16 protein-coding genes and 1 pseudogene are annotated in these 22,622 nt (G+C 74.5%); 9 read left to right on the top strand and 8 right to left on the bottom strand.

Going from position 1 to position 22,622, the window contains the following annotated elements:
* Window positions 1-144 precede the first annotated feature (144 nt).
* The 3 genes and pseudogenes from ACZ4UX_RS30000 to ACZ4UX_RS29990 all read left to right on the top strand — a co-directional run.
* The gene (locus tag ACZ4UX_RS30000; protein WP_465708934.1) at window positions 145-4,236 is read left to right on the top strand and encodes a TIGR02680 family protein; all 4,092 of its coding nucleotides are present in this window, start codon (window positions 145-147) and stop codon (window positions 4,234-4,236) included.
* The gene (locus ACZ4UX_RS29995) at window positions 4,233-5,459 is read left to right on the top strand and encodes a TIGR02679 family protein (RefSeq protein ID WP_465708933.1); all 1,227 of its coding nucleotides are present in this window, start codon (window positions 4,233-4,235) and stop codon (window positions 5,457-5,459) included. The genes ACZ4UX_RS30000 and ACZ4UX_RS29995 overlap by 4 nt, the downstream gene beginning before the upstream one ends.
* A 20-nt stretch (window positions 5,460-5,479) precedes the next feature.
* Window positions 5,480-5,608: pseudogene (locus ACZ4UX_RS29990) on the top strand (family 1 glycosylhydrolase); the annotation flags it as partial.
* Window positions 5,609-5,842: 234 nt separating this feature from the next.
* Here ACZ4UX_RS29990 and ACZ4UX_RS29985 read toward each other — a convergent pair.
* Window positions 5,843-6,763, bottom strand: coding sequence for an AraC family transcriptional regulator (locus ACZ4UX_RS29985; RefSeq protein ID WP_465708932.1), 921 nt, complete (start codon window positions 6,761-6,763; stop codon window positions 5,843-5,845).
* A gap of 95 nt (window positions 6,764-6,858) precedes the next feature.
* Here ACZ4UX_RS29985 and ACZ4UX_RS29980 point away from each other — a divergent pair, with 95 nt between their 5' ends.
* On the top strand, window positions 6,859-7,581 hold the full coding sequence (locus ACZ4UX_RS29980) for an SDR family oxidoreductase (RefSeq protein ID WP_465708931.1): 723 nt from the start codon (window positions 6,859-6,861) through the stop codon (window positions 7,579-7,581).
* Window positions 7,582-7,716: 135 nt separating this feature from the next.
* Here ACZ4UX_RS29980 and ACZ4UX_RS29975 read toward each other — a convergent pair whose 3' ends face one another.
* The 5 genes from ACZ4UX_RS29975 to ACZ4UX_RS29955 form a co-directional block, all read right to left on the bottom strand.
* Window positions 7,717-8,130 carry a VOC family protein gene (locus ACZ4UX_RS29975; protein ID WP_352295979.1) on the bottom strand — a complete coding sequence of 138 codons (414 nt, stop codon included), beginning with the start codon at window positions 8,128-8,130 and terminating at the stop codon, window positions 7,717-7,719.
* Between the two features lie 126 nt (window positions 8,131-8,256).
* A complete protein-coding gene (locus tag ACZ4UX_RS29970; protein ID WP_465708930.1) occupies window positions 8,257-8,922 on the bottom strand; it encodes a glyoxalase in 666 nt (221 codons plus the stop codon).
* Window positions 8,922-9,455 carry a helix-turn-helix transcriptional regulator gene (locus tag ACZ4UX_RS29965; RefSeq protein WP_465708929.1) on the bottom strand — a complete coding sequence of 178 codons (534 nt, stop codon included), beginning with the start codon at window positions 9,453-9,455 and terminating at the stop codon, window positions 8,922-8,924. Before ACZ4UX_RS29965 ends, ACZ4UX_RS29970 begins: the two co-directional genes overlap by 1 nt.
* 168 nt (window positions 9,456-9,623) lie before the next feature.
* The gene (locus ACZ4UX_RS29960; RefSeq protein ID WP_465708928.1) at window positions 9,624-10,034 is read right to left on the bottom strand and encodes a VOC family protein; all 411 of its coding nucleotides are present in this window, start codon (window positions 10,032-10,034) and stop codon (window positions 9,624-9,626) included.
* 157 nt (window positions 10,035-10,191) lie between these two features.
* Entirely contained in the window at window positions 10,192-11,928 is a 1,737-nt protein-coding gene (locus ACZ4UX_RS29955) for an amidase (RefSeq protein WP_465708927.1), read from the bottom strand.
* A gap of 141 nt (window positions 11,929-12,069) precedes the next feature.
* On the opposite strand from ACZ4UX_RS29955, the gene ACZ4UX_RS29950 reads away from it, so the two are divergent.
* A complete protein-coding gene (locus tag ACZ4UX_RS29950; RefSeq protein ID WP_465708926.1) occupies window positions 12,070-12,795 on the top strand; it encodes a TetR/AcrR family transcriptional regulator in 726 nt (241 codons plus the stop codon).
* Between the two features lie 161 nt (window positions 12,796-12,956).
* On the opposite strand, the gene ACZ4UX_RS29945 is transcribed toward ACZ4UX_RS29950, so the two are convergent.
* Window positions 12,957-13,850 carry a CAP domain-containing protein gene (locus tag ACZ4UX_RS29945; RefSeq protein WP_465708925.1) on the bottom strand — a complete coding sequence of 298 codons (894 nt, stop codon included), beginning with the start codon at window positions 13,848-13,850 and terminating at the stop codon, window positions 12,957-12,959.
* Window positions 13,851-14,174: 324 nt separating this feature from the next.
* Here ACZ4UX_RS29945 and ACZ4UX_RS29940 point away from each other — a divergent pair, with 324 nt between their 5' ends.
* Entirely contained in the window at window positions 14,175-16,172 is a 1,998-nt protein-coding gene (locus ACZ4UX_RS29940) for a serine/threonine protein kinase (protein WP_465708924.1), read from the top strand.
* 70 nt (window positions 16,173-16,242) lie between these two features.
* Here the strand turns inward: ACZ4UX_RS29940 and ACZ4UX_RS29935 are convergent, their stop codons facing one another.
* Complete coding sequence (locus ACZ4UX_RS29935) at window positions 16,243-19,251, bottom strand: AfsR/SARP family transcriptional regulator (RefSeq protein WP_465708923.1); 3,009 nt, start codon at window positions 19,249-19,251, stop codon at window positions 16,243-16,245.
* Window positions 19,252-19,628: 377 nt separating this feature from the next.
* Between ACZ4UX_RS29935 and ACZ4UX_RS29930 the strand changes: the two genes are divergently transcribed.
* The 3 genes from ACZ4UX_RS29930 (at window position 19,629) to ACZ4UX_RS29920 (ending at window position 22,483) form a co-directional block, all read left to right on the top strand.
* A complete protein-coding gene (locus tag ACZ4UX_RS29930; protein ID WP_465708922.1) occupies window positions 19,629-20,333 on the top strand; it encodes a hypothetical protein in 705 nt (234 codons plus the stop codon).
* Window positions 20,334-20,479: 146 nt separating this feature from the next.
* Complete coding sequence (locus ACZ4UX_RS29925) at window positions 20,480-20,821, top strand: hypothetical protein (RefSeq protein WP_465708921.1); 342 nt, start codon at window positions 20,480-20,482, stop codon at window positions 20,819-20,821.
* A gap of 354 nt (window positions 20,822-21,175) precedes the next feature.
* A complete protein-coding gene (locus tag ACZ4UX_RS29920) occupies window positions 21,176-22,483 on the top strand; it encodes a discoidin domain-containing protein (protein WP_465708920.1) in 1,308 nt (435 codons plus the stop codon).
* Window positions 22,484-22,622 lie beyond the last annotated feature (139 nt).

Genomic DNA, 22,622 nt, shown 5'->3' with positions numbered 1-22,622 from the left:
CCTTCCCCCCCCTCCCCCCCCCCCCCCCCCCCCCCCCCCCCCCCCTCCCCTTCCCCCCCCCCCCCCCCCCCCCGCGACGGCCTCAACCGCTGCGACCGCTGCGACCGCCGGTCCTGCAACCTGACTGACCAGGGAACACCTCCGATGACCGTGACCCAGCTCCCGCAGCGCTCCCCGTCTCCGACACCGGCCGCCGCAGCTCGATGGCAGCCGTCCAGGGCCGGCATCCTCAACGTCTGGCGCTACTACGACGAGACCTTCACCTTCCACGAGGGCCGGCTGCTCCTACGGGGGCAGAACGGCACCGGCAAGTCCAAGGCGCTGGAGGTGCTCCTGCCGTTCCTGCTCGACGCCAGCCTGCGCCCCAACCGGCTGTCCACCTTCGGCGGCTCCGAGCGCACCATGCACTGGAACCTGATGGGCGAGGGTGCCTCGGGCAAGACGCGCGTCGGGTACGTGTGGCTGGAGTTCGTCCGCGACAACGGGGACGACGATCCCGTCCACTTCACCGGCGGCGCCAGGCTCCAGGCCAGCGTGCACACCACCGGCGTCACCGTCGACTACTTCACCACCAGCGCGCGGATCGACCACCCCGGCGGTCTCTCCCTGGTCAACGACACGGGCCAGCCGCTCACCCGCGCTGTCCTCGCTGATGCCCTGCACGGCCGGGGCGAGCTGCACGGATCACCGGCCGACTACCGCAACACCGTCCGCAGCACGCTCTTCCCCGGCCTGAGCGAGCAGCGCTACGACGCCCTGATCACCGCCCTGCTCCAGCTCCGCACCCCCAAACTCTCCGAGCGCCTGGACCCCTCGCTGCTCTCCTCCCTGCTCTCACGGGCCCTGCCCCCGCTCGGCCAGGGCGAGATCACCGAACTCGCCGAGGGTTTCGAACGCCTCGACCGTCAGCGCGAACACCTGAAGTCTTTGGACGACGAGGTGGCCGCGGCCACCGCCGTGGCGAACCAGCAACGCGGCTACGCCCAGCGCGCCCTGCGTGCCGGGGCGGCGGCGCTCATCTCGGCGACGACCGAGATGGACAACGTCGCCCGCATCGCCAAGGACAGTGAGGAGGAGCACGCCGAGGCCCTGCGCCTGCGCGCGGAGCGCAGGGGAGCGCAGGAAGAGCTCGAACACCAGCGGCAGGAGATCGACGGAGCCATCGAGGGCCTGCTCGGATCCGAGGTCTACCGGCGGGGGCAGGAACTCGACCAACTGCGCAGCCGGGCCGACCAGGCCACCCGGACCGCCGAGCGGATCCGCGCCACCGCCGACCGCAAGGTCCACGCGGCCACCGAGGACGCCGGGCTGGCCGATGCCGCGCGGCTGCGCGCCGAGCAGCGTGCCGAACACACCCGAGCCGCCCGGGAGGAGACCCGGGGCGCGGCGCGGCGAGCAGCCATGGAGTCCGTCTTCACCGAGGTGCAGACGCTGCTCGGCACCGCACCGGCGTCGTCCGGGGCGCAGGAGGAACAGGGCCGCACGGCACGCCGCCTGCTGCGCGGCGCGACGGTCTCGCGGCACGGCCGGATCGCCGACGTCCGCGCCGCCGTCGAGCGTCACGAGCGGTGCGTCGCGGACCGGACGACGGCGGAGCAGCACCTCGATACGGCGCGTGAACGGCTGGCCGACGCGACCGCACGGCGCGAGCAGAACGCCCACGGCTACGAGGCCGCCGTCGACGCCCACGCAGACCGACTGCGCCGGTGGGCGACAACCGACTGCACCGAGCTGTCCATCGACGACGCCGAGGAACTCGCCTCCCGCGCCGCCGTCGAGACCGACGTGCTCGCGCTGGTCGAGGCCGCCGCCCGGTCGGCCGAGAACTCAATCACCGCCGACGCGACGACGGCCCACGCCGGCCGGGACGACGCCCGCGCCCGGCGGGAGCGGATCGTCGAGGAACTGGAACGCACGGCAGCCGCGGCCGACCTCCCGCCCGTCCCACCGCACACCCGCACGGCCGACCGTTCGGTCCTCCCTGGGGCGCCCCTGTGGCGCCTGCTGGCATTCCGTCCTGACGTGCCGTCCGCGGACCAGGCGGGCATCGAGGCGGCCCTGGAGGCGTCCGGCCTGCTCGACGCCTGGCTGACCCCCCACGGCGGCCTCGCCGTCGCCGGCCACGACACCCTGGCCGACCCGGCATCGGCCGTGCCGGCGCCGGGCGCCTCGCTGCTCGGCGTCCTCGCTCCCGAACCCGACGGCCCGGTGCCGTCCGGCCTGGTGGAGCGGCTGCTGGCCGGCATCGCCTACGGCCCCACGCTCCCGGCAGGCCACCCGGTCGCCGTCGCCGCCGACGGAAGCTGGCGGCTGGCCACGGTGTTCGGCTCGTGGTCCAAGGAGGAGTCCAGCCACATCGGTGCCGCGGCCCGGGAACGCGCCCGGCAGCGGCGGATCGCGTGCCTCACCGCCGAACTGGCTGAGGCCGACGCCATCGTGACCGGTTTCGAGCTGCGTCTGCGCGCCCTCGCCGACCGCCGGACGCGTCTCGGCGCCGACCTCCGCTCCCGGCCGCACCACCGGGACGTGGAACAGGCTAAGCGAGCATGGGAACGGTCCGAGTCCGAGGTGGGCGCCCGCGAGGACACCGTGCGCGAGGCCGTCGAACGGCTCGCGCGGCAGGAGGAGGCCGTCGCGGCAGCGCTGCGCGCACTCGCCGTCGTCTCGGCCGAGCACGCCCTGCCGACCGAACGCGCCGCCCTGGACGCCGCCGCAGCAGCGGTCGACGCCTTGCGCGAACAGGCCGACGCCTGGTTCGACGCGCACCTCGCCCAGGCGGCCGCTCAACAGGTCTGGGACACCGCCCGCGGCCACGCCGAGGCCTCCCGCGACGCTGCAACCGAGAGCCGGGCCGAGGCCGAGGACGCCGAGGCCGCAGCCCGGGCGCTCCGTGCAACGTTCCAGGCCGCCGAGAGCACCGTCGGCGAGGACTACCGCCAAGTAGCGGCCCGAATTGGCGAGTTCAAGGCAGCCCTGGACCGGACCCGCCGCGAGATCGACACCGGCACCCAGGGGCTCCTCGCCCTCGAAGGTCGGATCGGCGCACTCGGCGCCACCACGGCCAACGACGCAGCCCGGTACGAGGGCACTGTGGCCGCCCGCAACGAGGCGGCCCACGGCTTTCGGCGCTTGTGCGTCCTCGGATTCCCCGAGGACGCCGGCCTCGGCCTCGTCCTGACGTCGGCGGACGGCATCCGCGCCACCCTCGAAGCGGCGCGCGAGACTTCCGCCGCGTGGCCGGGCCTGCCGCACGGCACCAGGAACCTCGGCGACTCCCTGAACCGTCTCTCCGAAGCCGTGCACCGGGCCCGCCAGAGTCTCGGCAGCCGGGCCGACCTCGAACTCGAAGCGGAGGAGGACATCCACGTCCTCACCGCCACCGTCGACGGCATCCGGGTCGGCGCGGCCGGCCTCCTCACGATCCTCACCGGCGACCGCGACCGCAGTCGGGACGACATCACCGCCGCCGAACGCGGCCTCTTCGACCGGACCCTCACCGGTGACACCCGCCGCCACCTCGCCTCCCGGATCCGCCAGGCCGGGGAACTCGTCGAGCGGATGAACGGCCACCTCGAACGGGTCCGCACCGCCTCACAGGTGGCCGTTCGCCTGGTGTGGCAGATCCACCCCGACCTGCCCGCCGGCACCCGGACGGCCCGCGAACTGCTGCTCAAGGACCCGGCCCGGATCACCGAAGCCGACCGCGAGGCCCTGCACGCCTTCTTCCGGGACCGCATCGACGAGGCCAAGACCCGCAACACGGCGGCGACGTGGGAGGACCAGCTCGCCGAGGTCCTCGACTACACGGCCTGGCATCAGTTCGTCGTCAAGCTGGACCGCGCCAACGGCGCCGGGTGGCAGCTGCTCACCAAGAAGCTCCACGGCGCCCTCTCGGGCGGCGAGAAGGCGATCGCCCTCCACCTGCCGCTGTTCGCCGCCGTGGCGGCGCACTACGAGGCGGTGCCGCAGTCGCCGCGGCTGATCCTCCTCGACGAGGTCTTCGTCGGCGTCGACACCGTCAACCGCGGGCAGGTCTTCGGCCTCCTGGCGGCGCTCGACCTCGACCTGGTGCTCACCTCCGACCACGAGTGGTGCACCTACCGGGAGCTCTCCGGCATCGCCGTCCACCAGCTGATCACCGGCGGCGACGGCGACGACGCCGTCACCAGCGCGCGCTTCACCTGGACGGGCGCCGACCTGCTGCCGGATGAGGCTGCCGCGGAGGAGACGGCATGACGGACCGCCACCCGCTGGACCGCCCCGAACTCCGCCCCCTCTGGTCTGCCGTCCACGACCGCCTCTCGACCGGCCGCCCCGCCAGCCGGATACGGTCCGGACCGCTCGACGACGCCGGCCGTGAGGCGCTGGCCGACCTCATCGGTCTCGACCGGCTCCCCGCCGCCGAACCGACCATCCCGTTCGCCGTCCTCGACGCTGCCGTACTGGACGCCTGCGGCCGGCCCGTCCGCGACGTGGTGACCGCCATCCTCGGCCCGATCCAGGACCGGGCCGCCCTGCGCGAGCAGAAGGCCGGCCGGCGCGACGCACTGTGGGAGTGGCTGGCCGGCCATGAGGTCGTCACCGCCCAGCCCGCTCTCCTGGAGTGGGTCGGCCACCTGCGCGCCAACGGCCTCGTCGACCGCTCACCGGACCGGACCCGGAGCCTGCTGACCGACGCGCTTACCGTCCTCGGCGCACTCCCGGCCGGTGGCGAACCACTGCCGGTGCTCGCCGCCCGCCTCCTCGACGGCGACTCCCACGCCCTCGACGACGGAACCCGGCTGTCCGGCGTGGTCCTGCGCGCCCTGGCGCTGCTCCACGGCACCGCCATGCCCGACGCCGCCGAAGGGCGACGTGCGCTCTGGAGCCGAGCCGGCGTGGCCGATGACGACCTCTCCACCAGCGTGCTCGCCGTCGGCCTGCGTCCCGAGGGCGAAGGCCCGGTCGCCGTGATCTCCCGCACCTGCGCCGACGCCGGCCACCCCGTCAGCCTCACCCTCGCCCAACTCCGCACACCCGGCCGGTTCACCGGTCCCGCAGGGCCGGTGCACATCACCGAGAACCCTAGCGTGCTGGCCCTGGCCCTACGGCGCTTCGGCCCCCGCTGCCCGCCCCTGGTCTGCACCGCCGGGTGGCCCAACACGGCCGTGATCCACCTGCTGCGCCGGCTCGCCGACGACGGCGCAGCTCTGCGCTACCACGGCGACTTCGACGGCGAGGGCATCCGCATCGCGGCCCACGTCCTCGCCAGGACGGGAGCGACCCCCTGGCGGATGTCGGCCGACGACTACCGGGCCGCCGCGCGCCGGGTACCCTCGGGCCCCGACCCGGGGCGCCTCACGTCCGCCCCATGGGACTCGGCACTCGCCGACTCCATGGCCGAATTGCGCATCGCCGTGGTCCAGGAGGTGGTCGCCGACCTCCTCCTGGACGACCTGACGGACCACCGTCACGGATAGAATGACAGCCTGTTCGACGGGCCGAGGGATTCCATCAGCGCTTCGGCCTCGTCCACGTCGACTTCGCGACGCAGCGGCGCACGCCGAAGGCGTCGTACGCCTGGTACCGCGACCTGATCGCGGCCCACCGGGCGGTGCAGAAGGGGTAGGTGGGCATCCGCGCGGACCTTGTCCAAGGCGGGTTCCATGCCGATCGGCGGCCTGGGTGATCGAGGACGTTCGAAGGCGGCGCGCTGTCCGAGGGGCCAAGACAGGGTGTTCGACGAGCGCGGAGGTCATCGCCAGCGGTGACCGGAGTGCCGTGGGTGGCGCTGGACGTGCTGACACCGCTCGACGATCACGAGGAGACGGCCCGCGCGCGACCGGGGTCATCGGCCGGGCCGTCAGGCCCGTGCCTCGCGGCGGTAGGCGCCCGGTGGGGCTCCGAAGTGGCGCTTGAAGGCCTTGGCGAACGCGAGCTCCGACGTGTACCCGCTCTTCGCCGCGACGGTGGTCAGGGAGAGGTCGCCGTCCCTCAGGAGTCGTCCGGCCGTCGTCATGCGCCACGTCGTCAGGTAGCTCAACGGCGGATCGCCGACGACGGCGGTGAAGCGCCGGGCGAAGGCCGCCCGCGACAAGCCCGCTCTGCCGCCGAGGGATTCGACGGTCCACGGATGCCCGGGGTCCTCGTGGATGGCATGCAGCGCCGGTGCGATCACCGGATCGGTGAGGGCCGCGGCCCAGCCCCCGGCGCGCTCGTGCGACTGCTCGTCGTACCAGCAGCGCAGGATGTAGACGAGGAGCAGGTCCATCAGCGACCCGACGACGGCGTCGGATCCGGGCCGCGGGGCGTTCATCTCGACGCAGAGCTGATCGACCGTCGCCTGCAGCGCCGGATGACGCCCCGGGCGGGCGGGAAGGTGGATGACCTCCGGGAGTTCGCGCAGCAGCGGATGCCGGTGGTCCACGTCGAGTTTGTACGCGCCGCACAGCAGACGGGTCCGCGCGCCGGGGCCGTCGGCGACGAGGCGGCCGATCGGCGAACCCGCGTCGACCGGTACCGGAGCGAAGTCCACGACCGGGCTCGACAGCGAGTCGGTCAGGACGTGGCCGCTGCTCCGGCGTAGGAAGACCACGTCGCCCGCGCCGAGTTCGATCGGGTCCTCGGTCGGCGGTACGAGCAGGCACCGGCCCTCGCCGACCACATGGAACGCGGCCCCGACGACGGCCTGGACGCGGAAGCCCCACGGCGCTCGCGCCGCGGTGCGGACGGCGCTGGGACGTCCCGTTCTCAGTGCGGCCAGGGTGTCGCTCAGGATGTCCACGACGCGATCATAGTGCCGGGGAATCGAGACGATCGGACAGCGGATCGAGATCCTTGGCCATTCATCGTCTCGCAGCGCTGACATAGCTTCACCTCATGACACTGAACCAGAAGAAGATCGTCGTCATCGGCGGCACCTCGGGCATGGGCTACGCGGTCGCCGAGCAGGCCGCGAAGGACGGAGCCCGCGTCGTCGTCGCCTCGCGCAGCCAGGAACGCGTGGACGCGGCCGCGGACACGCTGCCCGGCGACACCGAGGGCCGTCGCATCGATGTCACGGACGAGTCCTCGATCGCCGCGTTCTTCGCCGGACTCGGCGAGTTCGACCACCTCGTCTACACGGCCGGAGACACCCTGCTCCTGAAGGGGATCGAGGACCTCACCCCGGCCGAGGCCCGCGCCGGCTTCGAAGTCCGTTACTGGGGAGCCTTCCTGGCCGTGAAGTACGCGGTGCCGGCCATCCGTCCGGGCGGCTCGGTCGTCGTCACGTCCGGAGTGGTCGCGACCCGCCCGCTGCCCGGCTCGCCGATCCCCGCCAGCACGACGGGAGCGATCGAGTCCCTGACCCGAGCGCTCGCCCTGGACCTGGCCCCGCGGGGGATCCGTGTCAACGCGGTACGCCCCGGCGTCGTGCGGACCGAACTGTGGGACGGCCTCGTCCCGGAACCGGAAGCGTTCTTCCGGAGCCAGGGCGGCGGACTCCCGGCCGGTCGGGTCGGGCAGCCCGGGGACGCCGCGGCGGCCTATCTCCTCCTGCTGGGCAACCCCTTCGCGACCGGCTCCGTGCTGACGCTCGACGGCGGCGGGTCCCTCGTCTAGACCGGTCGGCAGACGGCTCACGTGAGGCGCCGGGGGTGGGGTGGCCGTCCCGGCGGTAGCGGTCGGCCGCGGGGCGTCCGAGCGGGCGCGGGTCACGGGGCTCGCGACCCGCTCGTAGGTCCTGCGCGATCGCGGTTACTCGGCGTAGGGCTGGTCGGCTCCCTGGGCGCTGTAGCCGAGGCTCCAGATGTAGCCCTCCGGGTCGGCGAAGGTGCCGCCGTACCCGCCCCACGGCAGAGCGCCGGCGGGCTTGAGGACGGTGGCGCCGGCCTGCTGGGCCTCCGCCATGATCTCGTCGACCCGCGCCTCACTACGGACGACGTAGGTCAGGACCAGGCCGCTGAAGCCGCTGCCCTCCTGGTCCGTGCCGACCTGCTCGGCCAGGCCCTCGCGGCCGTAGAAGCCGACCGGTGAGGCGCCGTCCGATGCGAAGAACACCGAGATGCCGTAGTCGTTCTGGATCTTCCAGCCGAGCCCCTCGGTGTAGAACCGCTTGGCCCGGTCCATGTCCCGGACGCCGAGGAGGATGGAGCTGACGTGTGCCTTCATGGCTCACTCCTTGTACTGGTGGATGTGTGTGCGCTACTGGTGGAGGTGTACGCGGTACTGGCGGAGGCGTACGCGACTTGTGGGTGTGTACGCGCCGGCGATCCGGGCGCCGGGGCCCGGCTGTCGTCAGGACGGCGTGGGGGCGAGCGCCTCGGCGGCCTCCCAGACGAACCCGTCCTGGTCGGTGAAGGCCTCGGCGGTGCTGCCGAGCACGATGCGGTGCGAGCCCGTGCCGTCGACGGGGACGCCGAGGTCCTTGGCCAGCGCGCGGCGCTTGTACAGCGCCAGCTTGACGGTGCCGGACCGACCGGGGGCGAACTCGGTGTACTTGCCGCCGAAGCTCTTGGCCACGGTCAGACCCCGGTCGACGTAGACCTGCTTGGTGGCCTTCACGTCCTCGACGCCGAGCAGCAGGACGACCTCGTCGATCTCGCGGGTGGCGGGGCCGGTGTCCTTCTTCGCGGAGGTCGCGATCTTCCAGATCGTCCCGTCCGGGGCCTGGACGACGCCGCCGTAGCCCCACAGCGACTTGGCGGCGGGCTTCAGGACGGTCGCCCCGGCGTCCACGGCGGCGCCGACGAAGCCGTCGACGGTCGCGGGCCCGGACACTGTGAGCGCCAGGGTGAAGCCGCGGAATCCGGTGGAGTGCGCCCCGGACGCCCGCAGGCGGATGTGCGTGTCCACGCCGAAGGCGCGGTAGAAGCGGAGGGCGGCCTCGGGGTCGGCCACCTCAAGGGTGACCGAGGCGAGGGACGTGTGGGCTGCGGTGGAAGCGGTGGTTGCCATGACCATCACGCTAGGCGCTGCCCGGCGGCCGGGGCTTCTCGATTCCTGACCGGTCTCGCGACCGGCCTCGCCACCCACGCGGGCACCCCGTCCAGGATGATCGCCGGCCCCGCCGCGGGAGCGGGACGGCCGGCCGCCGCGTCCGCCGCACCCGCCGCGTCCGCCGCACCCGCCGCCCGGCGCCGGAAGGCTCCCGGCGGCATGCCGACCAGCTCGGTGAAGCGGGTGGTGAACGTACCCGGCGACGCGCAGCCGACCGCGCGGCAGACCTCGGTGACGCCGAGGTCGCCCCGCCGCAGCAGCGCCGCCGCCCGCTCGATGCGACGCGCCATCAGATACGCGTACGGCGACTGGCCGTAAGCGGCCCGGAACTCCCGACTCAGCTGCCCGGCGGGCATGTTCGCGTCGCGGGCGAGCGCCGCCACGTCCAGCGGCCGCGCGTACTCCCGGTCGATCCGATCGCGGACGCGGCGCAACCGCGCGAAGTCGGCCAGACGCTGCGCCTGGACGAGCGCTCGCCGCCATTCCGGCCTGCACATGGGAACCCCCTCGTTCTCGGTCTGCCCTGTCCGTCTGCCCTGCCCATCGGCGTCTTCGAGCGTCCGGGGTGGCCGAGACGGCTGCCCCCGGACGCGTCCATGTGCCGCCGGCACCCCTCACAGGTGGTCGCGCGGCGGCTCGCACAGCCGCGCCGGTACCCGTACGGCTCAGCGCAGTTCCTGGATGCGGATCAGATTGCCGGCGGGATCGCGGAACGCGCAGTCGCGGACGCCGTACGGCTGGTCGGTCGGCTCCTGGACGACCTCGCTGTCACCGGCCTGCACCTTCTCGAAGGTGGCGTCGAGGTCCGGGGTGGCCAACAGGATCCAGCCGTAGGTGCCCTTGGCCATCATCTCGGTGATCGTGCGGCGCTCGCCCTCGGTGATGCCGGGGTCGGCGGCGGGCGGCGCCAGCAGGATCGACGTGCCCGGCTGCCCGGCCGGGCCGACCGTGATCCAGCGCATCCTGCCCTGCCCGACATCGCTGCGGACCTCGAAGCCCAGGACGTCGCGGTAGAAGACCAGCGACGCGTCCGGGTCGTCGTGCGGAAGGGTGGTGGTGTGAATGCTGATGTCCATGGCGTGCAGGCTAGGGGCAACGCCGTGGCCCGCGCTTCTCGATTCCTGATCGATCGGGACACATGCGGACGTCAGCGGACATGTCGGGCGGCGCGCCCTCGCGTCCCGCGCCAGCGGCGGGGGCGGAGCGGGGAGACCCCCGCCCCGCCCCGTCACGTCACTCGGCGGGCAGTCGAGGGGTGCGCGGCGGTTCCGTGCGGCGGGGGGCCGTTGCCTCGAAGGCGGCGCCGAGGGTCAGGAGCGCGTTGTCGTCGTAGGCGCGGCCGGCGAAGGTGAGGCCGACGGGCATGCCGGTGTCGGTCATGGTGCCCATGGGCACGGTCACCGTGGGGATGCCGAGGTGGCGGGGGACCAGGTTGCCGTTGGCGACCCAGACGCCGTTGCGCCAGCCGAGGTCGGCGGACGCCTCGGAGACGTCCATGTCGGCGGGGCCGACATCCGCGACTGCGGGGAACACGACGGCGTCCAGACGCAGTTCGTCCATCCACTCCTCCAGGTCGACCCGGCGGGTCTCCTCCAGTCCGCACAGGCCCGCTTCGAGGTGCGGCATGTCGGTGAAGGAGGCGTACGGGCGCTCGCGGACGAAGCGCGGGTAGTCGCCGATGGTGTCGTCGAAGCCGGCGTAGCGGTCGGGGAGTTCGCCCTGCTGCTTGGGCCAGATGCGGTCGCCGTCGACCTCGGCCAGGGTGGCGAGCGCGGGGTCGGCGTTGGCGCGCAGGAAGTCGTCCCACGCCCAGGCGGAGAGGTCCTCGATCTCGACGGTGAGGTAGTCGCGGCCGACCAGGCCGCGGGTGAGCAGCGAGGGCGTGCCGGGGCGGTCGGACTCGTAGTTCGACACGACGGGGAAGTCGACCTCGACGACCTCGGCGCCGGCGGCCTCCAGGTCGCGGCGTGCGGCTTCCCACAGGGCGATCACCGAGGGGCGGGTGTCGATCCGCTGTCCGGTCTGGCCGCCGATGCCGCCCTCGGGGTTCGTCCCGGCCTCGGGGTCGGCGTTGATGTACATCCTGGGCACGCCGACACGCTTGCCGGCGAGCGCGGCGCGCGCCGCCCCGGCGTCGGCGGGGGCGAGGGCCGGGTAGGAGGCGGGCCGCACCCGGGAGGCGGCGGGCAGCGGCACCCACGGCTGGGCGCGCCACAGGTCGCCGCGGGTCTCCGGGTCGTCGGCGACGATGACGTCGAGCAGCTCGAACAGGTCGGCCATGGTGCGGGTGTGCGGGACCACGACGTCCATGGTCGGCACGAGCGGCCAGTTGCCGCGCACCGAGATCACGCCGCGGCTGGGCGTGTAGGCGCACAGCGCGTTGTTGGAGGCGGGGGCCCGGCCCGAGGACCAGGTCTCCTCGCCGAGGCCGAACGCGCCGAACGACGCGGCGGTCGCGGTGCCGGAGCCGTTGGAGGAGCCGGAGCCGTAGGCGCTGGTGAGCCAGTCGGCGCTGTACGGGCTCTCCGCGCGGCCGTAGACGCCGCGCTGCATGCCGCCGTTCGCCATCGGCGGCATGTTGGTCAGGCCGATGAGGACGGCGCCGCCCGCGCGCAGCCGCTCGATGGCGAAGGCGTCGCGTTGGGCGACGAGGTGCTCGAAGGCCGGCGAACCGGCGGCGGCCGTCAGCCCCTTCGCGAGGTAGCTGTCCTTCGCGGTGTACGGGATGCCGTCCAGCGGGCCGAGCGTCTTGCCGCGCGCGCGGCGAGCGTCGGAGGCCTCGGCCTCGGCGCGGGCGTCCGGGTTCATCACGACCATCGCGTTGAGGGCGGTGGCGGTGCCGGGCCGGTCGTACGCGTCGATCCGTGCGAGGTAGGCGTCGAGCAGCTCGACCGCGGTGGTCCGGCCCTTCTCCAGTGCCTCGCGCAGGTCGGCGATACAGGTCTCCACAACGTCGAATCCGCGCGTCATGCGGGTGCCTCCTGGGTGGGGGTCGGGCAGGTGGAAGCCGGGCGGCGGCCGGTCGCGCGTACGCGGCCGCCACGCCTCCGGCGCACTGACTAGAATTTCAGTCTAGACTACGGATCTAGACCCCAGGATCGAGGTGCGGCCATGTCGACGCGAGAGACCGAGCCGGTGACGGGTGCCGCGCAGGGTGCCGAGGCGGGCGGCGCGTCGGGCGCTGGGACGGGCACTGGACCGGGCGCCGCTCACCAGCCCGCCCCGGCCTCGGTCGACCGGAAGCGCCAGCCCAGCGGCGACGAGGCGCGGGGGCGGGCGATGCGGGCCGCCATCAGCGTCATCGCCGAGAAGGGCACCGCGGCCGTGCGGATGTCGGACATCGCCGCGCGGGCCGGCATGAGCACCGGGCACATCCTCTACCACTTCGGCAAGAAGGACCGGCTGCTGCTGGAGGTCCTCGCGTGGAGCGAGGCGGACCTCGGCTCCCGGTTCGAGCGGGCCGCGGACGAGGCCGCGTCCCCGGCCGAGAAACTGGCGCTGTTCGTCCGCTACTACCTGCCCCGCCACCCGGGCGACGAACGTTACGCGCTGTGGACGCAGGTGCTGGCCCAGTGCCACGACGACGCCGGCCGGCAGGTCCTCACCGACTTGTCCGACGTCTGGGAGGAGCGGCTGGAAGCCGTCCTCCGGGAGGGGCGGGCGCTGGGGCAGTTCGCCGACGTGGACCCTACCGAGTTCGTCATCCGGGCGGTGGCCATGCTCAACGGGCTCTCCGGGGACGTGATGTTCGGGCGGGCCCGTTGGCAGCACGCCTCCGCGCACGCTTTCGCCCTGGCCGCGCTCGAACGCGAACTGCGGCCGGCCGGCCGGGCCTGAGGGCGCGCCCCGCCGCCGTCGCACGGGTCCGGTGGGCCGAGGGCCACCACGTGCGGCGCGAGGACCGGCGGGGGCAGGCCGCGCCGGGACCCGGGGCCGCGGTGCCCGCCCGCTGTGGGGAGCGGACCGCCCCGCCCCAGCGGGCGGGGCGGTCCGGGCGGTCAGCGGGAGGCGAAGTCGGCGTTCCAGGAGGCCGTGCCCGTCCGGGCCAGCCCGACCTCGGCGTAGTCGCCGAGCATGATCGCCAGGTGGCCGGGCGACCTGATCCAGCCGTCGACGGCGGCGTCGACGTCGGTGGGCCCGTAGAACGCGATCTCACCGAACCCCTTCCAGGGGTAGCCGAGGCCGCGCAGGATGTTCCCCGAGTCGCAGAAGTGGCCCGAGACGTGGCGCTGGTCCATCTGGTCGGCGTTGCACTTGGCGGCCTGGGCGAGCGTCTGGTTGAGGCGCACCGCCGGCTTGCCGTTCTGGGCGCGAACGGCGTTCAGCCGGTCGAGGAAGCGCTGCTCGACGGAGCTGCCCGTGCCCGGCCCGATCAGGTCGAACCGCTGGGCCATGCCGCCGTCGCAGTTCTCGACGGTGACCTCCCGGTCGAGGCCGTGGTAGGTCAGACAGCGGTTGTCGCGGGCGTTGTGGATGTAGGTGCCGCCCTCGGCCGCGGACTCCAGGGTCCACTGCTGGTTGTCGCCCGCCCACCAGTGGATGAACTGGGTGGAGCGGCCGTCGTTGAGGTCCATCTCCACGACGCGTTCGGTGCCGTTGACGTTGCGGGCGAAGTCCACCCGGCCGCCCGGCTTGTTGGAGATCCAGAACGAGGTGGAGGCGTCCCGGTAGTTGCGGGCGATGATGCGGGAGGCCTCGCCGTCGGCGCCGGCCAGCGCATGGTGGTTCTGGTGGTCCTGGATCGTGATCATCTGCTCGACCACGGCCGTCTGCGCGGCGCTGGCCGGTGCGGCGAGCAGCGGGAGGCCGCTCACGGATATCGCGCAGGCGGCGAGTGCCAGCCCTGCCATCCGGGTGCGGGGGCGGAGGTTCCGGGGGAAGGGGTGGGACACGGGGTTCTCCTACTGTCGGTGGACCGAGCGCGGTTCGCGGCTGCGGACGACGACAGAACACCAGCCGTGCGTTGACGATCGGTCAGCACGGCGTAGACGGCCGTGGCCCGGCCGGCGAGTGGCGACGCCGAGTGGCGATGGGTGGGGCGGCGGCCGTGGCGATCGGTCCCGTCGACGCGCCGGCGCGGCGCGGGGCGGTGTTCGCCGGGGTCCCGGTCGGCAAGTCGGCGTTTATTCGCAGCTGAGAGGGTCATGGGCGCGACCGAGGGCCCGACCGGGGCCCGTGGCGGCGGGCGCGACGACGAAAGGGGGTCGGGGAGGATCATGCGTGGCACCACGCTCGGGGACCGCTATCGCTTGGAGGAGTGGCTCGGCGGCGGCTCGATGGGCGATGTCTGGCTCGCACAGGACGAGGTGCTCGGCCGCAGCGTCGCCGTCAAGGTCCTGAAACCCGCGCTGCTCGACGAACCAGGCTTCGCGGAGCGGTTCCACGAGGAGGCGCGGGTGATGGCGCGGCTGCGCCACCCGGGCATCGTCGGCGTGCACGACTTCGGCTCCGGCCGCACGGACGGCGGCCAGTCCTGGACCACGGCCTGGGGGAACAACGGCCGTCCGATCGCCTACCTGGTCATGGAGCTGATCGACGGCGAGCCGCTGAGCGCGATCCTGGAGCGGCGGGGTTCGCTCACCACCCAGGAGACGCTCGGGATGGCCCTCCAGGTGCTGGCGGCGCTCCAGGCGGCGCACGAGGCCGGCGTCGTCCACCGGGACATCAAGCCGGCCAACCTGATGGTCCGCGAGGAGCGCGTGGTCATCGCCGACTTCGGTATCGCCCGCCCCGGCTGCGACACCCGGCTCACCGTGCCGGGGATGGTGCTCGGTACCGCCGCGTACCAGGCACCGGAGCAGGCCTCCACCGGTACCGTCGGCTCCTCGGCCGACCTGTACGCGCTCGGCGTGGTCCTCTACGAGTGCCTGTCCGGGCGGCTGCCGTTCCACGGGGAGACCGCGCTGGAGGTGATCCTCAAGCACCTGACCGAGCCGGCGCCACCACTGCCGGCGGAGGTCCCGGACCCGGTCCGGGCGCTGGTGGAACGGGCGATGGCGAAGGACCCGGCCGAGCGCTGGCCGGACGCCGCCACGATGGCGGCGGCCACCCGGGCCGCCCTCGACGGCGACCCGGTCGAGGGCCCGGCGGCGGGCACCGCGGGGCGTGCGGTGGTCGTGGCCGTGGCGCGCCCGGTGGCCGTCACCGGGGCGGGCCCGGCCGCGGGCCGCCGCCCGGTCGGGTGGCGGGCGGTCCTCGGCGGCCGCCGACGGCGCGTCCTGATCGCGGCGGGGGCCGTCCTGCTCTGCTGCGCGATCACCGCCGGCGCGGCCACCACGCTGCGCCTCCAGGGCGGCCGGACCACCGCCGACGGCGGAGCGGCCACCGGCCAGGCGCCGTTGGCCGTACCCGGCCTGGCCGTCCCGCTCTCCGCCCCCGGCGGCCAGGCCCCCGAGTCGGGCGCGCCGTCCTCGCCCGCCGCCACGGCCTCCGGGCCGCCGGTACCGACCACGCCGGGCACTCCGGCGGGCGCGGGCGCGGGCCCGGTTCAGGGCCCGGGGGCGGTCACCGGAGGCGGACCCGGGGGAACGACCGGCGCCGGGGAGCCGAACGGCCCCGTCGCCTCGACCGTCCCCACGCGACCGGCGACCGGCGTGCCGCCCGCCCCGCCGTCCGGCGCCCCGGCCCCCGAACCGGCCGCCGGGACGTCCTCGGCACCGGTCCCGCCGAGCTACTCCCCGGTGGCACCGCCGGAGAAGCCCCCGGCGTCGCCCTCCCCGGCCTACACGTACGTCGCCCAGCCGCCCCCTCCGCCACCGTCGTCCTACGCGACTCCGCCCATCAAGCCGCCGACCCAGCCCGCCGGCCCGCTGCCGGCGCGCGCCAGGCTGAGCACCGGCGGGTCCGTCCTGTACGACGAAGGGTCCCTCGACCAGGACGGCAGCCCCGTCGTCACGGCCCCGGACGACGGTGGCCCCGCCGGGCTCTGGACGCTGAGCGCGTACCAGGGCGGCGGGTACGTCCTGGCCAACGGCGCCACCCGGAACACCAGGGTGCTGGACCTGGACGAGACGTCCTCGCGGGCGCGGCTGTGGCGCTCACCGCCCTACGGTCCGAACCAGATCTGGTCGTTCGTGCAGGTGGCCGGGGGCTACATGATCGTCATCTCCAGGGATCCGCAGCGCTGCCTGGCCGCCGCGGGCGCCTCCGCGACCGCCGTCCTGCGGACCTGCGACGGCTCGCCCGGGCAGATCTGGACGGTCACCGCTGCCTGATCCTCGGCTCCCGGCCCCCGGCTCCCGGTTTCGCGATCGGGGGGCCGGGAGCCGGGGGATGGGCGTCGTCTCAGGCCGGGAGCCAGGAGGGCCAGCGCCGCGGGGCCGGGCCGGCGGGGTGGTCGCCGCCGAGCAGGGGCAGCAGGCGCTCGGCCTCGGGCGAGCCGATCGGGGCCAGGATGCCGTGGGCCTCGGCCCAGCAGGAGCGGGCCCGGGCCACGTCGCCGCCCGGGCCGGGGCCGCCGAAGCGGCGGTCCGCTAGGGCGTCGCCGAGCGCGGCCAGGGCCAGACCGCGGCCCCGGTGGTCGCCGTCCAGGGTCAGCGCGTCGACCGCGCGGCCCGCCGCCTCGACCGCCTCCGCACCGCGCCCGGCCGCGCGCAGCGACTCGCCGAGGCGCAGCAGGATGCGGCCGCTCCGGCGGTGGTCGTCCGGGGCGGTCAGGGCGAGCGCGGCCCGTTGGTGGGTGACCGCCCGGTCGTGGTCGCCGCGGTCGTGGGCGATCGTCCCGAGCGAGTCCCTGGCGCGTGCCTCCAGCTCGCGGTCGGCCAGCTCATGGCTGATCAGCAGCGACTGGTCGACCACCCGGTTCGCGGCGTCGAAGCGGCCCTGTCGGGCGAACGCCCCCGCCAGGTTGAGGAGTTCGGCGGCGAGTGCGCGGCGGTCGCCGATCCGCTCCCAGACCGAGACGGCGGCCGAGAACCCGGTCACCGCCTCGTCGAGGCGGTCGATCTGGACGAAGCAGGCGGCCAGGGAGCCGTGGGCGAGTGCGAGCAGCGGCCGCGGCAGCCCGTGGGTGGCGGACAGCTCCCGGGCCCTGAGCAGCTCGGCGAGCGCGGCGGGCGCGGAGCCGACCTCGGTCAGCAGCCGGCCGAGGACCAGGCGGGCCCGGGCCTCCGTCGTCCGGTCGCCCTGCTCCAGGGCGGCGTGCAGCAGGGCGTTGGCGGCGTGGCCGAGCGGCCGTGTGGCATGGCCGGAGCCGGCCAGCAGGCAGCAGCCCAGCAGCAGTTCGGCGAGCCGGTCGAGGGCCCCGGCGGGGCGGCCCGGGAGCTTGGCGCACTGGCTCACCAGCGCACCGATGCCCAGGTACTCCCCGGCGGCCGGTGCGGACCGTGCCGCCGGCGCTCCGAGCGAGGCCGTCACCCGTGCGTGGTAGTGGTCCGCGAGCCGGGTCAGGGCGCCCGCGGGCTCGTCGGCTGCCGTCACCGGGGCGCCGTCCCGGCCGGTGTCGCCGGGGCCGCTGGTGCCGGTGACGCCGCTGCCGTGGCCGACCTTCTGGGCGAAGGCCCGCAGGAGGTCGTGGTAGCGGTAGTGGTCGGGGTGCGCCGCGATCTCCAGCATCGAGCAGTCCACCAGGCCCTCGGCGAGCTCCACGGCGGCCGGTTCGGGCCGGTCGAGGACGGCGGCCACCGCCGCGGGCGACAGGTCGGGCACCTCCGGGACGGCCAGCAGCCGGAAGGCGCGCGCCTGTTCGGAGTCCAGTTGGTCGTAGCCGAACCGGAAGGAGGACTCCACGGCGAGGTCCCCGCTGCGCAGCGCGTCCAGCCGGTACCGGTCGCCGGCGAGCTTCGCCAGCAGCCGGGTGATGGTCCAGCCCGGACGGCAGGCCAGCCGGGCGGCGAGGATCCGCACCGCCAGCGGCAGCCGGCCGCAGAGCCGGACGAGCTCGCGGGCCTGCTCCTCCTCGGCCGCCACCCGCTCGGCGCCCACCACCCGGGTGAGCAGGGTGACGGCCTCCTCGGCCGGCAGGACCCCCAGTTCGGCGAAGCGGGCGTTGGGCAGCGCGCCGAGCCGCGTGCGGCTGGTGACCAGGACGGCGCAGCCCGCGCTGCCCGGCAGCAGCGGCCGGATCTGCTCGGCGTCGCGCGCGTTGTCGAGCAGGACGAGGACGCGACGGCCGGAGAGCAGCGAGCGGTAGCGGGCGGACCGTTCGGCGAGACCCGTCGGGATCGCCTTCCCGACGACGCCGAACGAGCGCAGGAAGACCGCCAGCGCCTCCTCGGGTCGGGTCGGGCGGCCGTCGGCGCCGTGCAGGTCGAGGTAGAGCTGGCCGTCCGGGAACTCGGCGGCGAGGCCGTGCGCGACGTGGACGGCGAGCGCGGTCTTGCCGACGCCGCCCATGCCCGCGACGGCTGCCACGGGCACACTGCCGGGCGCCCGCAGGGCGGAGCGCAGCGCCTCGGCCTCCGCCCGGCGGCCGGTGAAGTCAGCTGCGGCGCCCGGAAGTTGTGCCGGGACGGGAGTGGACGTCGACGCCGTGACGGTCGGCTGGGCAGCGGGCTCCGGTGGCGCCGGGGGAACCGTCCGGCCGGCCGGCGCCGTCAGGGTCTCGTCCGCCGCGAGGATCCTGCCGTGCAGATCGCGCAGGCCCGGCCCGACGCCGACGCCCAACTCGGCGCGGAGCCGGCGGTCCGCGGCCCGGTACACCGCGAGCGCCTCGGCCTGCCGGCCGGAGCGGAAGAGCGCGAGCATCAGCAGCTCCGAGAGCCGCTCGCGCAGCGGGTACTCCTCGACGGCCGCGCTCAGCTCGGCGACCGACTCGGCCCACCGGCCGCCGTCGACCTCCGACTCCAGGCACAACTCCGTGACGGCCAGACGCCGTTCGTCCCACTCACGGCGCTGGCGCTGCGCGTACGGGCCGGGCAGGCCGGACAACGGCTCGCCCCGCCACAGCGCCAGCGCCGCCCGCAGCGTGGCAGCGGCCTCGGAGTGCAGCCCCTCCGCACGGCGGGCCCGGGCCTGCGCCTGCAGCGCCTCGCACCGCGTGGTGTCGAGGCCCCCGCCGCCCGCGAGCAGGTACCCGCCGCCGGCCGAGGTCAGCGCCTGCGCCCCGAGCACCCGCCGCAGCCGGTGCACGTACGTCCGGATGACGCCGGTGGCCCGGGCGGGCGGCTCGTCGCCCCACAGGTCGTCGATCAGCTGGGCCGCCGGGACGTACCGGCCCGACCGGAACAGCAGGGCGACCAGCAGGCTCTGCTGCTGCGGCGAACCGAGCGACAGCTCCTCCTCGCCCCGCCACCCGCGCACCGGCCCGAGCACCGCGAACCGCAGCCCGCCCGATGTCCCGCCCTCGCTGGTCAACCGACTTCCCCCCTGCCCGACGACACGCCCCCATCGGCATGATACCGACCGGTAATCCCCCTGCTCAGACCGTGTTCGGCCAGCTCCCGCAGCCGGAGCGGCCCGGAGGGTGGCGGCCGGTGCGGCGGCGGAACGGGCGGGACAGCCTGGCCGCCGGGTACCTGACGGCAGCCCGCCGCGACAGCCGGACCCGCGGTCCGACGGCGTGCCGGACCTCCACGAGCGGACCCGCCGCGCGGCCGCCCATCAGGGGCGCCTCGTCGGTGCGGCGTGCGCCGTCCTGGGCCCCGCTCCCGGCGGCCGGTGCGGCGCGGGGACCACCCCGCCGGGCGGCGGCAGGCTGTGCGCGGCGCTTCGGGCTGCGGGAGCATGCCCTCATGGACACCGAGACTCTCGTACGCACCCGGCGGGCCCTGCACGCGGTGGCCGAGCTGGTCCTGGCCGGGCCGCAGTACCGGGACAGCGGGACGATCCGGCTGCGCGCCTGTGCGGGAGGCTTCGCCACCACCGCCGAGCCGCGGCTGCGGGTGATCGGCGCGGAGCTGGTCGCGCCCGGTCAGGCGCTGTCCCTCGAATGGACCACCTGCACGGCGCTCGGCGCGGCTCTCGGGCTCGCGGTCGGTGCCCCCGCCGGGCTGTACGGGGACGGCTCGGTCGTGGCCGCCGACGACGCCGTCGAGGCGGACCCGTCCGCCGCCCGCCGGCTCGCGCGGTGCTTCGCGCTCGGGGACGCCGCGTTGCGCGGGCTGTTCGCGGAGGCGGACCCGGTCATCTGGCCCGAGCACTTCGACATCGGGGTGACCGTCGACGGTGTGAACTACGGCGTCTCACCCGGCGACGCGTTCCAGGCGGAGCCGTACGCGTACGTAGGCCCGCCCACGCCGCGGCGGGGCGAGTTCTGGAACGCGCCGTTCGGCGCCGCCCGGCCGATCCGTGAACTCGGCGGCGTCATCGGCACCATGGCCTTCCTGGACTGGAGCAGGGTCGCGGGCTGTCCGCCACGGCCTGACCGCCACGACCTGACCGGCCGGCGCGCGGGAGGGCGCGCCCGGCGGATCCCGCACCCCCGGGCCGGACTGTGACGCAGGTCAGGGCGGAGGGAGAACCCGACCGCGGCTTCGGGCGTCCGGCTGGTGTGAGATCACGGAGGAGAGCACTGGAGGGGCTGGACGAGGAACGCCTCGTCAAGGGGGTGGCCCGAGGGGACCGCGCGGCCTTTCCGGTGTGCGTGCCGCGGGCGAGCCGCTCGCACCGGCCCGAACTCGCGCCGCGCGGCCGGGAGGCGCTGCGGGTGCCGCACGACGTCCTCGGCGACGGCGCCCCGACCTCGGTGCGGGAGGACACCCGGCTGCGCGCGCTCGGCGCGGCGCTGTGCGGGGCGTCGTTCGCCCGGACCCTGCCGGCCGGTTGGCTCGCGTTCACCCTCCTCGTACCGCCGCCGGGCGGCACCGCGGGGCAGGTGCTCCACTGGATGGCCGTTCCACCCGGCACGACGGCGTCCACCGGGACGGCGTGGGCCCTGTTCGCGACCGGCGCCGCGGCGTACGCGGCCGCAGGTCCGCGGCGGTAGCGGGCACTCCGGCGGTCGGTCGGGGCCGTGGAGACGGGTCCGGCGAGGCGTTCGGACAGGGCCATGATCCGCTGCGCGGGCGGAAGTTCGGTGCCGCCGAACTATTGGTAGGGAACTTTACTATCCATTAGGCTGTCGGTCGGCGGCTTGGCGCGGCGCCCCGGCTCGAAGGGGGTGTGACGTGCTCAGCGAGAGCTCTGACCCGGCCGCTGCGGTGGCGCGGTTGCCGCTCGCCCGGTGAGTTCGTGTGCTGTGGACCGGAGTCCAGCTCTCGCCATCTACTCAAGGTCATGGAGTTCAGGGATGCGTCTGGGTGTCTCGGCAAGACCTGTTCGTGTCGGAGTGTTCGCCGCGGTGATCACGTTGCTCGGCGGCCTGGTGCTCGGCTGGTCCGGGCAGGCGGGGGCGGCGGTCGACCCGCTGCTCTCGCAGGGGAAGGCCGCGACGGCCTCCTCCACCGAGGAGTCGTCGTACGCGGCGGGGAAGGCGTTCGACGGGAGTACCTCGACCCGGTGGGCCAGCGTGGAGGGGAAGGACCCGCAGTGGCTGCGGGTCGACCTCGGGGTGAGCGCCAACGTCTCCCGGGTGAAACTGAGTTGGGAGGCCGCCTATGCGAAGGCGTACCGGCTGGAGGTGTCGGCGGACGGGGTGACCTGGACGGCGGTGGCCGAGGAGAAGGCCGGCAACGGCGGGACGGACGACTGGACGGGGCTGGCCGGAAAGGGCCGCTACGTCCGGATGTACGGGACGGCGCGCGGGACGTCGTACGGGTACTCGCTGTTCGAGATGCAGGTGTACGGAGTGCCGGACGGCACCCCGTCACCGACCGGCACCCCCTCGCCGACCGGTACCGCGCCGGGCGGGGCGTTCACCGTGGTGGCGGCGGGCGACATCGCCGCCCAGTGCACCGCCGCGGACAGCGGCTGCGCGCACCCGAAGACGGCCGCGCTGGCCCAGCAGATCAACCCCAAGTTCTACCTGACGATGGGTGACAGCCAGTACGACGACGCCCGGTTGGCGGACTTCAAGGCCTACTACGACAAGACCTGGGGGGCGTTCAAGGCGAAGACCCACCCGGTGCCGGGCAACCACGAGACCTACGACCCGGCCGGGTCGCTCGCCGGGTACAAGGCGTACTTCGGCAGCATCGCCTACCCGCAGGGGAAGAGCTACTACAGCTTCGACGAGGGCAACTGGCACTTCGTCGCGCTCGACTCCAACGCCTTCGACCAGAGCGCCCAGATCGACTGGTTGAAGGCCGACCTGGCGGCCAACGGGAAGAAGTGCATCGCCGCCTACTGGCACCACCCGCTGTACTCCTCCGGCGGCCACGGCAACGACCCGGTCTCCCGGCCGGTGTGGAAGATCCTCTACGGGGCCAAGGCCGACCTGGTGCTGAACGGGCACGACCACCACTACGAGCGGTTCGCCCCGCAGGACCCGGACGGGAAGGCGACCGCGGACGGGATCGTCGAGATCGTCGGCGGGATGGGCGGCGCCGAGCCCTACCCGATCGAGCAGGTCCAGCCGAACAGCCAGAAGCGGATCAGCGGTGACTACGGCGTGCTGAAGCTGGACTTCACCGACTCCGGCTACGGCTGGAGCTACGTCGGGACGGACGGCCAGGTCAAGGACACCAGCCCGAAGTACAGCTGCCACTGATGATGTACCTCGCCACCACGGGCCGCCGTCCGGACGCGGGGGGGGGGCGGGGGGGGGGGGGGGGGGGGGGGGGGGGGGGGGGGGGGGGGGGTGGGGGGGGGGGGGGGGGGGCGGGGGTGCCTTCTTTGGGGGTCGCTGC

This window comes from Kitasatospora sp. NPDC028961, from assembly GCF_055564815.1.
This window is presented reverse-complemented; position numbering and strand designations above follow the sequence as displayed.

What these genes read in the sequence shown, in the direction of transcription:
- ACZ4UX_RS29930 (WP_465708922.1), top strand. Translation starts at nt 19,629, where the DNA reads ATGGACACCGAGACTCTCGTACGCACCCGGCGGGCCCTGCACGCGGTG.
- ACZ4UX_RS30000 (WP_465708934.1), top strand. Translation starts at nt 145, where the DNA reads ATGACCGTGACCCAGCTCCCGCAGCGCTCCCCGTCTCCGACACCGGCC.
- ACZ4UX_RS29960 (WP_465708928.1), bottom strand. Translation starts at nt 10,034, where the DNA reads ATGGACATCAGCATTCACACCACCACCCTTCCGCACGACGACCCGGAC.
- ACZ4UX_RS29955 (WP_465708927.1), bottom strand. Translation starts at nt 11,928, where the DNA reads ATGACGCGCGGATTCGACGTTGTGGAGACCTGTATCGCCGACCTGCGC.
- ACZ4UX_RS29950 (WP_465708926.1), top strand. Translation starts at nt 12,070, where the DNA reads ATGTCGACGCGAGAGACCGAGCCGGTGACGGGTGCCGCGCAGGGTGCC.
- ACZ4UX_RS29980 (WP_465708931.1), top strand. Translation starts at nt 6,859, where the DNA reads ATGACACTGAACCAGAAGAAGATCGTCGTCATCGGCGGCACCTCGGGC.
- ACZ4UX_RS29965 (WP_465708929.1), bottom strand. Translation starts at nt 9,455, where the DNA reads ATGTGCAGGCCGGAATGGCGGCGAGCGCTCGTCCAGGCGCAGCGTCTG.
- ACZ4UX_RS29970 (WP_465708930.1), bottom strand. Translation starts at nt 8,922, where the DNA reads ATGGTCATGGCAACCACCGCTTCCACCGCAGCCCACACGTCCCTCGCC.
- ACZ4UX_RS29995 (WP_465708933.1), top strand. Translation starts at nt 4,233, where the DNA reads ATGACGGACCGCCACCCGCTGGACCGCCCCGAACTCCGCCCCCTCTGG.
- ACZ4UX_RS29940 (WP_465708924.1), top strand. Translation starts at nt 14,175, where the DNA reads ATGCGTGGCACCACGCTCGGGGACCGCTATCGCTTGGAGGAGTGGCTC.
- ACZ4UX_RS29975 (WP_352295979.1), bottom strand. Translation starts at nt 8,130, where the DNA reads ATGAAGGCACACGTCAGCTCCATCCTCCTCGGCGTCCGGGACATGGAC.